At 73.8% G+C, this 14,067-nt stretch carries 13 protein-coding genes; 9 read left to right on the top strand and 4 right to left on the bottom strand.

The window, feature by feature from the left end; all coding sequences use genetic code 11:
• Positions 1-127 precede the first annotated feature (127 nt).
• Genes ABD844_RS34590 through ABD844_RS34555 form a run of 8 tightly spaced genes read left to right on the top strand, consistent with a single transcriptional unit; the run spans position 128 to position 7,856 of the window.
• Entirely contained in the window at positions 128-502 is a 375-nt protein-coding gene (locus ABD844_RS34590; RefSeq protein WP_344887326.1) for an NADH-quinone oxidoreductase subunit A, read from the top strand.
• Positions 493-1,527, top strand: a complete 1,035-nt coding sequence (locus tag ABD844_RS34585) for a hypothetical protein (RefSeq protein ID WP_344887324.1) — start codon at positions 493-495, stop codon at positions 1,525-1,527. Before ABD844_RS34590 ends, ABD844_RS34585 begins: the two co-directional genes overlap by 10 nt.
• The gene (locus ABD844_RS34580; RefSeq protein ID WP_344887322.1) at positions 1,520-2,467 is read left to right on the top strand and encodes an NADH-quinone oxidoreductase subunit H; all 948 of its coding nucleotides are present in this window, start codon (positions 1,520-1,522) and stop codon (positions 2,465-2,467) included. The genes ABD844_RS34585 and ABD844_RS34580 overlap by 8 nt, the downstream gene beginning before the upstream one ends.
• On the top strand, positions 2,464-2,961 hold the full coding sequence (locus ABD844_RS34575; RefSeq protein WP_344887320.1) for an NADH-quinone oxidoreductase subunit J: 498 nt from the start codon (positions 2,464-2,466) through the stop codon (positions 2,959-2,961). Before ABD844_RS34580 ends, ABD844_RS34575 begins: the two co-directional genes overlap by 4 nt.
• Positions 2,958-3,263 (top strand): NADH-quinone oxidoreductase subunit NuoK, encoded by a 306-nt coding sequence (gene nuoK, locus ABD844_RS34570; protein WP_344887318.1) that lies wholly within the window; start codon positions 2,958-2,960, stop codon positions 3,261-3,263. The genes ABD844_RS34575 and nuoK overlap by 4 nt, the downstream gene beginning before the upstream one ends.
• On the top strand, positions 3,260-5,074 hold the full coding sequence (locus ABD844_RS34565; RefSeq protein ID WP_344887316.1) for an NADH-quinone oxidoreductase subunit 5 family protein: 1,815 nt from the start codon (positions 3,260-3,262) through the stop codon (positions 5,072-5,074). The genes nuoK and ABD844_RS34565 overlap by 4 nt, the downstream gene beginning before the upstream one ends.
• 2 nt (positions 5,075-5,076) lie before the next feature.
• Positions 5,077-6,537 carry a complex I subunit 4 family protein gene (locus tag ABD844_RS34560; RefSeq protein WP_344887314.1) on the top strand — a complete coding sequence of 487 codons (1,461 nt, stop codon included), beginning with the start codon at positions 5,077-5,079 and terminating at the stop codon, positions 6,535-6,537.
• Positions 6,534-7,856, top strand: a complete 1,323-nt coding sequence (locus ABD844_RS34555; RefSeq protein ID WP_344887312.1) for an NADH-quinone oxidoreductase subunit N — start codon at positions 6,534-6,536, stop codon at positions 7,854-7,856. Before ABD844_RS34560 ends, ABD844_RS34555 begins: the two co-directional genes overlap by 4 nt.
• Positions 7,857-7,964: 108 nt before the next feature.
• Here ABD844_RS34555 and ABD844_RS34550 read toward each other — a convergent pair whose 3' ends face one another.
• Both ABD844_RS34550 and ABD844_RS34545 read right to left on the bottom strand, forming a co-directional pair.
• On the bottom strand, positions 7,965-8,624 hold the full coding sequence (locus ABD844_RS34550) for a FadR/GntR family transcriptional regulator (RefSeq protein ID WP_344887310.1): 660 nt from the start codon (positions 8,622-8,624) through the stop codon (positions 7,965-7,967).
• 80 nt (positions 8,625-8,704) lie between these two features.
• Positions 8,705-9,856, bottom strand: coding sequence for an ADP-ribosylglycohydrolase family protein (locus ABD844_RS34545; RefSeq protein WP_344887308.1), 1,152 nt, complete (start codon positions 9,854-9,856; stop codon positions 8,705-8,707).
• A 73-nt stretch (positions 9,857-9,929) separates the two neighbouring features.
• Here ABD844_RS34545 and ABD844_RS34540 point away from each other — a divergent pair, with 73 nt between their 5' ends.
• A complete protein-coding gene (locus tag ABD844_RS34540) occupies positions 9,930-11,852 on the top strand; it encodes a Xaa-Pro dipeptidyl-peptidase (protein ID WP_344887306.1) in 1,923 nt (640 codons plus the stop codon).
• Positions 11,853-11,926: 74 nt separating this feature from the next.
• Here ABD844_RS34540 and ABD844_RS34535 read toward each other — a convergent pair whose 3' ends face one another.
• Together ABD844_RS34535 and ABD844_RS34530 are read right to left on the bottom strand one after the other, a co-directional pair.
• Entirely contained in the window at positions 11,927-13,732 is a 1,806-nt protein-coding gene (locus ABD844_RS34535) for a hypothetical protein (RefSeq protein WP_344887304.1), read from the bottom strand.
• 48 nt (positions 13,733-13,780) lie between these two features.
• Positions 13,781-14,067, bottom strand: a 287-nt coding sequence (locus tag ABD844_RS34530) for a hypothetical protein (protein ID WP_344887302.1), incomplete at its 5' end; no start/stop codon positions are given.

Genomic DNA, 14,067 nt, shown 5'->3' with positions numbered 1-14,067 from the left:
CTCCGGATCCGGGGTCTCCAGGTCATCGTGATCTCCCTCCACGGCGGTGGCTCGGACCGCCGGGGTGGGCCCGCGACGCCGTTCTCCCGAGCGGCACGCGTCGGGGCCCACCCCGGCTTGTCTCTGCGTGACTCTCGACAACGACGGCGGGCGGTGCGGATTCGTGGGCGCGGTGCTGGTGCTGGTGGGGCTGCTCGCCGTGGGGATCACGGGGGTGTATGCGGTGTCCCGCCTCCTCGCGCCCGGTCCGGTCGCGCAGACCGGGCCCTTCCTGTCGGGGGCCCGGCCACGGGAGCACGCGATGTCGCGCTACCACGTGCGGTGGTACACGGTGACGCTGGTCTTCCTCGCCTTCGACATGGAAATGATCTTCATGTACCCGTGGGCGCTCGTCGTGGCCGAGCTGGGGGCCATGGCGGTGGTGGAGATGTTCGTCTTTCTCGGGTTGTTGCTGGTGGGAGTGCTCTACGCGTGGCGGGAAGGGGCGTTCCGATGGGCGTGAGGGGGTGGCTGCTGCGCCGTGCCGCCCTGCGGCCCCGGGTGCTCGTCGCCGCCTGCCCGTACGGGACGCGGGCCCGGCTGCTCGTCGAGGCCGAGGTCGCCGCGCGGGGGTGGGCCTTCGCGCTGTCCCCCGCGCAGGCCGGGGTGCTGGCGGTGTGCGGGACCCCCGGGGACGAGCTGTCCGAGGCGGTCCGGGTGGTCTGGGGCGAGCTGCCGGAGCCCCGGGCGCTGGTCTCCGCCGCGCCGGACGCGTCCGCGGAGGAGGTGGCCCTGGCCCTGGACGGCGCGGTCGAGACGCTGGCGGAAGGGGGCGGCGGCGGGTTCGAGCGCGCGGCGTACGGCGAGGTGGCCATGGCGGGGCGCGGCCCGGACCGGGACGGGCTGAAGCTCGACCGGCTGCACGTGCCGCTGGGGCCGGTGCTGGTCGACTGGCCCGCCGGTCTCGTCGTCGAGACGGTGCTGCAGGGGGACGTGATCCAGGAGGCCGCCGTACGGGCCGTGTCCGCAGGGGAGACGGGAGCGGCCTTCTGGCCCCCCACCTCGTGCGCGGGTGCTGGTGCGGGCCGGTGGGCGGCGCGGCATCTGGACGGCCTCACGCGGCTGCTCGGCGTGGCGGGCTGGCTCGGGGCGGCCCTGGAGGCCCGTCGGCTGCGGGACCTGCTGCTCGCCGGGGGTGGCGGGCGCGAGGTGGCGGGCGACTGCGAGCGGCTCGCGCGGCGGGTGCGCGGGTCGCGGGTGCTGCGCTGGATGCTCCGAGGGCTGGGGACGGTCGGGCACGGGACCGGAGTGCCGGGGTGGATGCGCGGTGACGTGCTGGATCGGGCGTACAGGTGGGCGGACGCGGGCGCGCGGGCCGTCGGCGGCCCCGCGGGCGACGGGTGTGCGCCGGGTACGGAGGCCGCCGTCGCGCTGTCGCTCCTACCCGAGCTGCTGACCGGAACCGAGCTGGCGGTGGCGCGGTTGATCGTGGCGAGCCTCGACCCGGACCTCGAACGGCTGCCCGCAAGACAGGCGACCGATGGGTGACTCGGCGGGTACGGCGGTGTCGCTGGTGATGTCGATGGCCCTGCTCGCGTGGGCGGCGGCGGCGCTGGACGCGGGGCTGGGACGAGCTGGGCGGCGTGGGCGGCGGGCGGGGCGCTGCCGGGTGCGGGATGCGGTCGCGGAAACCGTCGCGGCGGCGGCAGGGGAGGTGGCGCGGCTCCTCGTGCAGGGACGGCGGCGTACGCTCGCGTCCGACGTCCTGCTCGTCCGCGCCGGTGTCGTCGCCCTGCCCCTGGCCGCCCTCCTCGCCGCGGTCGTGCTGCCCGTGGGCGAGCGGCCCGTGCTCGACACCGGCGTCGGGATCGTCTGGTTCAACGCCATGGAGGTGTGCGTCTGGGGAGCCCTGTGGCTCGTCGGATGGGGCGTCAACTCGGTGAACCCGCTGATCGGCGGCTACCGGTTCCTGGTGCAGGGGCTGAGCTACGAGCTGCCGCACATGTTCGCGCTGATCACCGTGGCGCTCGGCGCGGGGTCGCTGCGGTTCGGCGACGTGGTGGCGGCGCAGCGGGGATTGTGGTTCGCGGTCTGGATGCCCGTCGCGTTCGTGGTCTATCTGATTTCCGCGCTGGCGATGGCGTTCTGGGGCCCGATGGGGGAGCCGGTCGGGCGGAACGTGGCCGGTGGCGTGCCGGGGGAGCTGTCGGGGCCCGATCGGCTGGTGTTCACCGCCGGACGGTACGCGCTGCTCGTCGTCGTGGCCGCCGCCGCGGTGCCGCTCTTCCTGGGCGGCGGGGCGGGGCCGCTGCTGCCCGGCTGGGCCTGGACGGCCATCAAGACAGCGGCGGTCCTGGGCGTGTTGGTGCTGGTCAAGCACCGGGTTCCGGCCGTACGGATGGATCGGTTCACACAGTTCGCGTGGGTGGTGCTCATCCCGCTCACGCTCGTCCAGACGCTGGTCGTCGGAATCGTGGTGCTGCCGTGAGCGGAGCCTTCTGGGCGCTCGCCGTCCTGGCCGTGGCGAGCGGCGTGGCCGTCTTCGTGGTCGACTCGATGGCGCGGGCCACGTTCGCGCTGCTGGTCTCGCTGCTGGCCGTCGGCGGGACGCTGCTGCTCATCGACCTGCACTACGTCGGCGTGCTGGTGATCCTCATGATGGTCATGGAGATGCTGGTCATGGTCGTCTTCATGATCATGTACATGATGAACCCCGGCGGGCTCATGCCCATGACGATGGTGCACGACAACCGGACCGCGGTCCTCATCGCGGGCGGCGTCTTCGTGCTGCTGGCGGCCGGGGTGTTCGTGACCCCGTGGCCCCCGGCGCGGGGCCGCCCGCCCGCCGACCCCACGCACGCGCTCGGCCTGGCGATCATGGAGGGGAAGATGCTCGTGATGATCGTCATCGGGGTGGCGATCCTGGCGACCATGATCTCCGCCGTGGTGCTCGCCACCCACCGGGGACGGTACGACCGATGACGCTCCAGGCGTTCCTGCTGCTGGCCGCCGCGCTGTTCTCCGTCGGCCTGTACGGCGCCCTGTCCCAGCAGTCCATCGTCATGCTCATGATGGGCCTGGAACTCATGATCAACGGGCTGATCGCGGCCGGGGGCGCCCTCTGGCGGCACGTCGCCCCTCAGACCGCCGACGGCCAGGTCCTCGTGCTGGTCGCCGTCACCGTCATGGCCCTGGAGATGGCCATGGGCTTCGCGGTCACCACGGCGATCTTCCGCGCCAGGGACGTTGACCTGACCGACGAGGCAGGAGACCTCAAGGGGTGAACGCCTCGCTGTGGCTGCTGCCCGCCCTGCCCGCCGGGGCGGGCGGCCTGCTGCTGCTCCTGCGCCGGGCCGGCGCGCCCGTGGCGATCGCGGTCGCCACGCTGACCCTCGCGCTGGCCGTGCACGCGGCGGTGACCAGGCCCGTCGTGAACGCCCGGCTGTTCTTCCCCGGAGGCTTGCCCGACGGGACGGGTGCGGGGCTCGCCGTGGACGGGCTGTCGGCCGTCATGGTGGTTACGGTGGCGGCGGCCGGGCTGGCGGTGCTGGTGTTCGCGGCGGGGGAGACGCGCGGGGCCAGGTTCCACGGGCTCATGTTGATCTTCGTGGCCGCGATGCTCGTGACCGTGACGGCCCAGGACCTCGTCCTGCTGCTGATGGGGTGGGAGGTCATGGGCGCGATGTCGTACGCGCTCATCGGCTACCAGTGGCGCGACCCCGCCCGCGTACGCTCCGGGGCCCTCGCCTTCCTCACCACGCGCACCGGCGACCTCGGCCTCTACGTCGCGGCCGGCGCGGCCATGGCCGGGGGCAGCCTGGCCCTGCGGGAGCTGCCCGCGCTCGCCTGGCGGGATCTGGCGGCCGCCGGGATCGTGGTGGCGGCACTCGGGAAGTCGGCGCAGCTCCCGTTCTCGTTCTGGCTGTCGCGGGCGATGGCCGGGCCCAGCCCCGTCTCGGCGCTGCTGCACTCGGCGACCATGGTGGCGGCGGGGGCGTACCTGCTGCTGCGGGTGCAGCCGCTGCTGGCCGCCACGGGGTGGGCGGCCTCCGTGGTGGTGTGGGCGGGGGCGCTGACGGCGCTGACGCTGGGGGCCGTCGCGGTGGCGCAGCGCGACCTCAAGCAGTTGCTGGCAGCCTCCACGTGCGCGCAGATCGGGTTCATGGTGGCGGCGGCCGGGGTGCCCGCGGTCGCGGGGGGCGTCGCGCAGCTCGTGGCGCACGCGGCCGTCAAGAGCCTGCTCTTCCTGGCGGCCGGGGTGTGGCTGGCGGTGCTGGGGACCGAGGACCTCGTCGGGCTGGGCGGGGCGGGACGGCGGGATCGGCTGGTGGGGGTGGCGTTCGGGGTGGGGGCGGTGGCGCTGGCGGGGGTGCCGCCGCTGTCGCTGTGGGTGACCAAGGACACGATCCTGGCGGCGGTGCGGACGCCGGGGCTGTACGCGGTGCTGGTCGTGGCCGGGCTGATCGCCGCCGCGTACTCGGCCAGGGCGCTGGCCGCGGTCTGGCGGGCGGGGCCGGGACGGGAGGGCGTACGGGAGGTGACGGGCTGGGAGCGGGCGCCGCTGCCGGTGCTGGCCCTGGTCGCGGCCGGTGCGGGGGCGGTGGCGCTGCCCGGGGTGTTCCAGGCTTGGGGGCGGCTGGTGGGCGAGCCCAGGGCCGTCGCGCCCGCGTGGGGGGAGCTCGCGATGTCCGGTGGCGCGGCTGTCGCGGTGGCGGCGGTGACTGTGGTGGCGACTGCGGCGGCTCGCCCGCGCAGGGTGATCGGGTTCCTCGCGGGCTGGCTGTATCTGGAACGGGCGGCCGTGGGGCTGGTCGTCCGGCCGGTGCTGGCGTTGGCCGGGGCGCTGGCCAGGTTCGACGACCGGGTGCTCGACGCCGCCGTGAACGGCGTGCCGCGCCTGGGCCTGGCGCTCGCCCGCGTCGTCAGGGCCCCGTTCGAGACCGGGCTCGACGGCGTCGTACGGGCCGTGGCCGCCGCGACCGCACGGCTCGGCGCGCTGGCCCGACGCCCGCAGACCGGCCAGGTGCACCGCTACTTCGCCCAGGCCGCCGTGGTGCTGACCGTGCTGGCCGTCGCGCTCGTCCTGCTGAGGTGACCGTGCTCTCGATCGTCATCTTCCTGCCCCTGGCGGCGGCGGCCCTGCTGGCCCTGCCGGGGCTCGGCGCGCGGACGGTCGTGCGGATCTGGATCGCCGCCACCGCCGCCGACCTGGCCCTGGTCGCCGCCCTGTGGGCCGGGTACGGCGGCGGCACCGCGTACGAGACCAGACTGCGCTGGATCCCCTCCGCCCGCGCCGGCTACCACGTCGGCGTGGACGGCCTGTCGCTGCCGCTGATCGCGATGACCGCGCTGCTCTTCCTGCTCTGCGCCGTCTGCTCGCTGCGCCAGACCCACCGCGTGCGGGGGTACGCGGCGCTGTTCCTGTTCCTGCAGACGGTCTGCCTGGGCCTGTTCAGCGCCCTCGACCTGCTGCTCTTCTTCGTCTTCTTCGACCTGGCGATCGTGGGCATGTACTTCGTGATCGTCGGCTGGGGACACGGCGACCGGGCCCGTTCCGCGCTGAAGTTCTTCCTCTACACCTTCCTCGGCTCGCTGGCGCTGCTGCTCGGCTTCATCGGGCTCTACCTGGCCGCCGAGCCGCACACGTTCGACATGGCCGACCTGATCGCGAACCCGCCGCGCGCGGGCGCGGCGGTGCTGCTCGCCGTGGGGATCGGGTTCGCGGTCAAGACGCCGGTCGTGCCCGTGCACACCTGGCTGCCGCCCGCCCACACCGACGCGCCCGCCGCCGGGTCGGCGATCCTGGCCGGGGTGCTGCTCAAGATGGGCACGTACGGCTTCGCCCGCATCGCCGTCCCCATGCTGCCGGAACAGTGGCGCGCGTACGCCTGGGCGGCCATCGTGATCGGCGTCGTCAGCGTCCTGTACGGCGCCCTGGTCGCCCTCGCCCAGGAGAACCTCAAGCGCCTGATCGCCTACACCTCCGTCAACCACATGGGCTACGTCATCCTCGCCCTCGGAGCGGCCGGGCTGGACGGCGGCCGGGCCGCCAGGGAACTGGCGGTCAGCGGGGCCGTCACCCAGATGGTCAGCCACGGGCTCGTCACTGGCGCCCTGTTCCTGATCGCCGGCGTCCTGTGGGACCGCGCACGGAACTACGGGCTCGGCGAGTACGGCGGGCTGGCGGGCAGGGCGCCGGTGCTGACCGGGTTGACGGCGGTGGCCGCGTTCGCCTCGATGGGGTTGCCGGCGCTGTCCGGGTTCATCGCGGAGTTCCAGATCTTCACCGGCGTGATCGGGGCGGGCGCGGTGGTCGCGGGCGCGCTGTCGCTGCTCGGCATCCTCATCACGGCGGGACTGCTGCTGCGGATGATCCACCGGGTCTTCCTCGGCGGGCCGGGCGAGCTGACCGGCCGGGTGAGCGACGTGCGGCCGTACGAACTGGCCGCGATCGCCCCGCTGCTGGCCCTGTCGCTGGTCATCGGGATCGCGCCGCGCTGGCTGCTCGACGTGATCGAGCCCGCCGCCCGCGCCCTCGTGACGCTGGCCGGCCGATGAGCCCTCTCGCGCTGCTGCCCGAGCTGCTGATCCTGGCGGGCGCGGTGTGCGGGCTGGTCACAGGGCTGTTCGTGGCGCGGGAACGGCAGCGCGTGGTCGCCTGGATCAACGGGATCGGCCTGGCCTCGGCCGCCGTCTTCGCCGCGACGAGCCCTCACCTGGTGGCCTTCGGCACGTACGCCGTCGACCTCGTCACGAACGTCACCCGCCTCACCGTCGCCCTGGCCACCCTGCTCGCCCTCTGCTTGGCCGCCGGCCGGATCAGGGCCCACGCGCGCGAGAGCGAGCTGTACACGCTGATGTCGCTGGCCGCCCTCGGGACGATCCTCATGGCGGGGGCCGCCGACCTGCTCGTGCTCGTGGCGGCCTACCTGGTGGCGAGCATCCCCGCGTACGCGCTGGCCGGGTTCGCCAAGGACGCGCCCGGCACGGAGGCGGCGCTCAAGTACTACCTGATGGGCGCGTTCCTCGGTGTGCTCATGCTGGCCGGCGTGACGCTCGCGTACGGCCTGTCGGGCGCCACCGCCTACCCCGAGGCGCGCGCCCCGGCCGTGGCCGCCGTGCTGCTGCTGGCCGGGCCGCTGTTCAAGGCCGGCGGGGTGCCCGCGCACTTCTGGGTGCCCGACGTGGCGGAGGGGACGTCGCGGCCGGTGGCGGCGTTCGTGACCACGGTGCCGAAGATCGGGGCGCTGGCCGCGCTGTACCGGCTGGCCGGGTCGGTGCTCGACGAGCCCGCGCTGCTCGCGGTCGTCGCGGCGGCCACCATGACGCTGGGCAACCTGGCCGCCTTCCAGCAGGACAACGTGCGCCGCCTGCTGGCGTACTCGACGATCGGCCAGGCCGGGTACCTGCTGGTGCCGGTGGCCGTGGCGGGGCGTACGGAGCTGGCCGAGCCGGCGCTGCTGCTCTACCTGGCGGCGTACGCGATCACGAACCTGGGCGCGTTCGCCGTCGTCGTCGCGGCGGGCACGGACGCGCTCGCGGACTACGCCGGGCTGGCCAGGCGGTCGCCGTGGACGGCGTTCGCGCTGGTCGTGTGCCTGCTCGGGCTCGTCGGCACCCCGCCGACGGCGGTCTTCGCCGGGAAGCTGCTGATGTTCGCGGCGGCCTGGGACGGTGGGTACGCCTGGCTCGCGGTCGTGGCCGCCGCCAACACCGTGGCCAGCGTGTTCTACTACCTGCGCTGGATCCGGCCGGTGTTCGCCCAGGAGGGGACGGGGGAGCGCGGCACCGGCGGGGTGGCGGTGGTCGCCGCCGTCGGGTCGCTCGTGCTGGGGATCGCCGCCGTCGCCGTCCTGCTCGGGGCGAGCGCCCTCTGACCGCGCGCCTGGCATCCAGCACCCGGCATCCACCACCCAGCTCCAGCGCCCGGCTCCAGCGCCTGGCATGCAACGCCCATCGCGCGGCGCGCGGCGCGCGGGCCTGGGTCAGAGGTCGCGTTCCTGCTGGTCGAGGATGGCGACGGAGACCGCGACCGCCTTGGCCGCGTCGCCCTCCTCGATCGCCCGCAGCAGCTCCTCGTGCGAGGTGTCCGGCGCCAGCGCCGCCTGCTCCTTGTCGCGGACGCTGTCGCGCAGCGCCTCGCTCATGCTCCGGTAGAGGTCGCCGAGCAGCGGGTTGTGCGCGGCGCCTGCCACGCGCAGGTGGAAGTCCACGTCGGCGTCGGCGAACCCGTCGAGGTCGCCCGCCCGGCCGGCCGCGTCGCGCCGGGCCAGGGCCGCGCGCATCGCGGCGAGGTCGTCGTCCGTGCGCCTGCCCGCCGCCAGCCGGGCCGCCACGAGGTCGAGGCCGCGTCGTACGTCGATGATGTCCATGGCCGCCGCCGTGTCGAGGCGGCGGCGCAGAGCCACCTCCGACTCGTCGGTGGCGGTCACGTAGGTGCCGTCGCCCTGCCTGGTGTGCAGCAACCCGGCGTGGACCAGGACGCGCACCGCCTCGCGTACCGACAGTCTGCTCATGCCCAGGCTCTCCGCGAGCCGGCTCTCCGACGGGATCTTGGTGCCGACCGGCCACACCCCGTCGGCGATCTCCCGGCGTAGCTCGGCGATGGCGGAGTCGACGAGCGAGGTCCGAGCGACGTTACGCATGCGCCTTCTCCTCAACGGCTGTCCGGCATCCACCCTAGACGCTGCGGTACGGCCCGGAACCACGGGCGCGGCGCGCGTGCTCAGGCCAGCTCGGCGGCCAGGCGCTCGATGGTGTCGCGGCCCTCCAATGGACGCAGCCAGGCGGCCGGCAGCACAGAGGTGCCGTGGAGCGCGCCCAGGAGGTTGCCGCACACCGACCCGGTCGAGTCGCTGTCGCCCGAGTGGTTGACCGACAGCAGCAGCGCCCGGTCCACGGCCGGCTCCGCCAGGGCGCAGTAGACGCCGATGGCCAGGGCTTCCTCGGCCACCCAGGCGCCGCCCAGCGACTCGACCGCCTCCGGCGAGTGCCCGCCGCGCGCCGCCAGCGCCAGGGCCGCGCGCAGGGCGGCGGTGGTCTCGTCATGGCCGGGGTAGCCGGACAGCAGGTCGAGAGCGTGGCCGACGGCGGGCTCCAGCGGCTCGCCCGACATCAGGCGGGCGATGATCGCGGCGAACGCGCCGGCGGCCAGGTAGCCGGTCGGGTGGCCGTGAGTGATCTGGGCGCAGGCCGCCGCCAGCTCGAACGCCTCCCGCGTGTCACGGGCCAGGGGCGTACCGGCGACCAGGCCGAACGGGGCCGAGCGCATCACGGTGCCGCAGCCCTTCGAGTCGGGGTTCACCGGACCCGGCCCGTCCCACACCGGGCCGGGGAAGGGCCTGTGCAGGCCGGACAGGCAGGCGTTGCCCGGGGCCCGCCTGGAGTAGAGCCAGCCCTCCTCCCGGAGTCGGCCCGTGCGGTGGGGGAGCGGGCTCGCGGGCGGCGGCCCCGAGTGCTCCTGGGTGTCGAGCCACCGCAGGTAGGCCCGCCGCACCGCCCCGACCGTCTCCTCCCGCGCGCCGTCCCGCCCTTCGGCCCTCTCTCCACTACCGTGACCTTGGGAAACAGCGGTGAGCCCAGCGGTGGGCCCAGTGGTCGGCGCAGCGGCCGACGCAGTGGTGGGCCCAGTGGTCGGCCCAGTGGTCGGCGCAGCGGCGCGAGCGGTCAGGAGGCCCTCGACGGTGAAGAGGGTCATCTGGGTGTCGTCGGTGATCAGGCCGGTCCTGCCCCGCCACGTCGTGACATATCCCGTGATGCCGTCGGGCCCGTGATCCCGGCGGATCGTCCGCAACGACTGGAACTCGATCGGCGCCCCGAGCGCGTCGCCGATCGCGCCGCCCAAGAGGCAGCCCCGGACCCGATCCAGAACATCCATACCTGGGATCTTGCCACCTTCCGGGCCTTCTGAGAGATTGCGCTTATTTGGTCAATTGTCCCGGAGGTCACGCGTGTCCCAATTACGCCCGGCCCTCTTCGCCGTCGCCCTCACCATGGCGATCGCGACCCCGGCCCAGGCGGCCGCCGGTCCCGCCATCACCATCGAGAACGGCCGTACGCAGCCGGTCTTCTCCTACACCGACGCCATCCGCGAGCACGTGTACGTCGAGTCGACCGTCGACAGCGACCTCGACGGCGCGCTCGACAAGGTCAGGGTGGACATCATCCGCCCCAAGGAGTCCGGTCCCGGGCTCAAGGTGCCCGTGATCATCGACGAGAGCCCGTACTACGACAACTCGGGCCGTGGCAACGAGGGTGAGCGCAAGGTCTACGACGCCGCCGGAAATGTCGCGAAATTCCCCCTCTTCTATGACAACTACTTCGTCCCGCGCGGCTACGCCGTCCTCAACGTCGACATGCTCGGCACCACCAGGTCCGACGGCTGCCCCGACATCGGCGGCAAGGCCGACGTGCTGGGCGGCAAGGCCGTCATCGACTGGCTGAACGGCCGCGCCAATGCGGTCAAAGCCGACGGCACCCCGGCCGTGGCCGACTGGACGACCGGCAAGTCCGCCATGATCGGCAAGTCGTACGACGGCACCCTGGCCAACGCCGTGGCCGCCACCGGGGTCGAGGGCCTGAAGACCATCGTGCCCATCTCGGCGATCAGCTCCTGGTACAAGTACCAGCGTTCCAATGGCGTCATCTACAACTACGACTACGCCTCCTGGCTGGCGAACTACGTCGACACCGACCCCGAGGACAAGTGCCGGCAGGTCCGCGACAAGATGGACGCCGAGGACGCCGACGACACCGGTAATTACAACGCGTTCTGGGCCGAGCGCGACTACATCGACGGCCTGCTCGGCGACGTCTCCAAGGTCAAGGCCAGCGTCTTCGTCGTCCACACGGTCAACGACCTCAACGTCAAGCCCGACAACTTCTCCGCCTGGTGGAAGGCCCTGGCCGACAGGAACGTGCCGCGCAAGATCTGGGTCGGCCAGACCCAGCACGTGGACCCGTTCGACTTCGACGGCCGCAGGGACCTGTGGGTGGACACCCTGCACCGCTGGTTCGACCACTGGCTGCACGGCGTGCGCAACGGGATCACCCAGGAGCCCCGCGCCGACGTCGAGATCGGCCCGGCCCAGTGGATCACCCAGCGCGACTGGCCGGCGCCGTTCGCGCTCAAGGCGTCGCTGCGCCCCGCGTCCGACGGCTCGCTCGGCCTGCGGCCCGCCGCCAGGAACAGCACCGCCACCTTCACCGACGTCGCCATGAGCGAGACCGACATGGTGGCCGACGTGGGCACGGCGAACACGGGCCGGGTCGCGTTCACCACCGGGGCGCTCCCGCTCGACCTGCGCCTGTCCGGCACGCCCACGGCCGACCTGCGGGTCAAGCTGGACAAGCCCACCGCCAACCTGACCGCGCTCCTGGTGGACTTCGGGGAGGCGACCCGGGTCGACTGGCGGCGCAACCAGGGCATCACGACGCTCACCGAGGAGGACTGCCAAGGGGAGAGCACCGCGGCCGACGACGCCTGCTACCGCAAGGTCGTCACGAACGTGGCCACCCGCCCGCTCGAGATCGTCGCCCGCGGCTGGATCGACGTGCAGAACCGCGACTCGCTCAGCCAGGCCAAGCCGCTGCCCACGGGCACGTACGGCACGGTCAAGTGGCTGACGCTGCCGCAGGACTACACGTTCAGGAAGGGCCACAGGATCGGCCTGGTGCTGGCCGGCACCGACTCCACCTACAGCGACGAGACCGGCACCGGCGCCAAGGTCACCGTCGACCTGTCCAAGAGCAGCGTGAGCGTCCCGTTCGTGCTCGGTACGCCGCTGGCCGACGTGCCCAAGGACACGGCCAGGTTCCGCGGGCCGGAGAAGCTCGACCTGCCCGCGCCGGAGAACGAGTTCACGTTCTTCTAGAAGGCGCTGTCGCCGCGGGTGAGGGCTCTCTGCTCGCACCCGCGGCGGCTCCGTTCCCGACGCCGTCAGGCGCGTCAGCACACGCGGTCGTCGTCGCGGGAGACCGTCCAGGCCACGTTCATGGTCAGCGTGCCGCCACCGGCGGTGGTGCCGCCCGTACGGCGGCCGTCGCCGGTGGTCCGGCCCGCCCACCGTACGGTGATCTGACCGCGCCGCACGGCCGGTTCCGCGTCGCATGAGGAGGAGCGCGACTCCCTGATCTGGAAGTCGTTGCCGGACACCGCGATGCCGTTCGTGCCGGAGGCCGAGACGATCTCGCACCGGCCCGTGCACGACAGCGCGAACGACCCGGCGCGGTCCTGGCCCAGCGACAACGACGCCGGTGACAGCCGCGCCACCGGCGGCGCGGGCTTGGGCAGCGCGGTCTTCCTGGGCACGGCGCGCAGGGCCGACCCGGCGCTGGTCCCGGCGGCGTCCTTGGTGGTGACCTCGGCCACCCAGCGCGCGGGCTGCTCCAGCAGCACGCTGGTCTGCGCGGCGGCCTTGGTGAGCGTGGCGGGGTGCTCGCGGGCGTTCATGACCGCCCAGACCAGGCCCGCGGCCAGCAGGCCGACGCCCAGGATCAGGCCGAGCCTGGCCACCGCCCTGATCGGCGTGCCGGGCTCGGCGTCGTCGTCCTCGGGCTGTTCCCGCCAGAACTCCCGCCACTGCGCGTCGTCGCCGCCCGGCGGCTGGTCGGGGCCCGACAGGCTGATGCCGCCGTAGCGGATGACCGCGTCCTTGTGGTGCACGCCGTTGCTCTCGCCCTTGAGCGCGGCGCTGTAGACGAGCCTGTCGGCGCTCGGGCTGCCCCGGTAGGCCCTGGTGCGGCTCGGCGGCGTGAACGGATGCCGTCCGCGCGCCGCGGGCGCCGCCGCGGGCTCGTCCCCGATGGGCACGTCTCCCGTGGGTGCGGCCAGCGGCTGCCGCGCGGCCGGTACGCCCGGCTGCGCCGGTACGCCGGGGTGCTCCTGGTCGGCGTCGGCCGCGCCCGCCGCCGACCAGGGCTTTCCCGAGGTCGCCGCCGTGGGGTCGGCGACCGGGGCGTACGGCGTGGCATCGGCGACCGGTGAAGGCGGTGACGAGGAGCCGCTCTCCACCAGTGTGCGGGCCTGCACAGGGAAGCCGTCCGCCCGCCAGAGAGGCCCCTCGCCGGGCAACGGCTGCGCCGACGCCAGCCGGTTGGGAAGTGTGCCGGGCAGTGCCGCGATCGGCAGCCGGCGCAGCAACGCCGCCGCCGACATGGTCCTCGGCGCGGCCCGGCAGGTCGCGCAGGACTGGATGTGCCGGCCGATCCTGGCCCTGGCCCGCCGCCCGGGGGCGGTGACCCATTCGGACACCCGGGCCGTCAGGTCGGGACATCCGTCGCGGGAGCGGGCGGCGACGATCGCGGCGAACCACGCCTCCAGGCCCGCGGCGGCCCTGGTGACGATGGCGCGGACCTCGGTCTCGGGCAGCTCGAAGATCGTGCTGAGCTCCATGTCCGCCAGGCCGTGCCGGACGGACAGGTCGAGCAGCTCCCGCTGCGGGCGGTTCAGCGACAGCAGCGCCTCGGGCAGCAGCTCCGACATGCGGCCGGGACGCGACCACGAGCCGATGCTCGCGGGCTTGGCCACGACCGCGCGGTGCGCCCGTGCCACCCCGTACAGCCAGGCGCGGCGCAGGGCCGGATCCACGACGCGGTCCGCGTACAGGTGCGCCGTCATCGCGGCGCCGGCCACCGCCTGCTCGGCGTCGCCGGCGGCCAGCTCGGTGCGGCAGTAGTCATAGAGACGCGCTCCATGCCTGTCGCACACGTCGCGGATTGCCTGACGTGCGTCGTCGGACAGGGTTCGCCACATCCGGTGTCACCTCCTCCATTCGGTACGCGGACAGGTGTGCGGGTTCGGTCAGTTGCTTCCGATGGGGTTCGGCAGGGGATCCGGCAGGGAATCGGATACGGGCTTGCGCGCCGCGGGCACGGTGTCCTTGTGCGCCACAGGCACAGTGTCCTTGCGCGCCGCGGGCACGGTGTCGAGGAGCGACGCCTGCGCCAGGTAGGCGCGGGTGGCGTCGGGGTCGCCCGCGATGGCCCGCAGCCCGGCCATGGCCGCCGCGAGCCGGGCGCTGTCGTGTTCGCGTACGCCCGCCAGCCGCGTCCCACGCCGCGGGACCACCCGGTGCAGCAGCACCGAGC

It is taken from the genome of Nonomuraea antimicrobica (assembly GCF_039536965.1).
Lineage (GTDB): Bacteria > Actinomycetota > Actinomycetes > Streptosporangiales > Streptosporangiaceae > Nonomuraea > Nonomuraea antimicrobica.
Note: the sequence above shows the minus strand (reverse complement) of the source record. Positions and strands in the feature narration are given on the sequence as shown.

Coding starts and splice junctions, on each gene's coding strand:
- ABD844_RS34585 (WP_344887324.1), top strand. CDS start 493: ATGGGCGTGAGGGGGTGGCTGCTGCGCCGTGCCGCCCTGCGGCCCCGG.
- ABD844_RS34580 (WP_344887322.1), top strand. CDS start 1,520: ATGGGTGACTCGGCGGGTACGGCGGTGTCGCTGGTGATGTCGATGGCC.
- nuoK (WP_344887318.1), top strand. CDS start 2,958: ATGACGCTCCAGGCGTTCCTGCTGCTGGCCGCCGCGCTGTTCTCCGTC.
- ABD844_RS34555 (WP_344887312.1), top strand. CDS start 6,534: ATGAGCCCTCTCGCGCTGCTGCCCGAGCTGCTGATCCTGGCGGGCGCG.
- ABD844_RS34550 (WP_344887310.1), bottom strand. CDS start 8,624: ATGCGTAACGTCGCTCGGACCTCGCTCGTCGACTCCGCCATCGCCGAG.
- ABD844_RS34545 (WP_344887308.1), bottom strand. CDS start 9,856: ATGGATGTTCTGGATCGGGTCCGGGGCTGCCTCTTGGGCGGCGCGATC.
- ABD844_RS34535 (WP_344887304.1), bottom strand. CDS start 13,732: ATGTGGCGAACCCTGTCCGACGACGCACGTCAGGCAATCCGCGACGTG.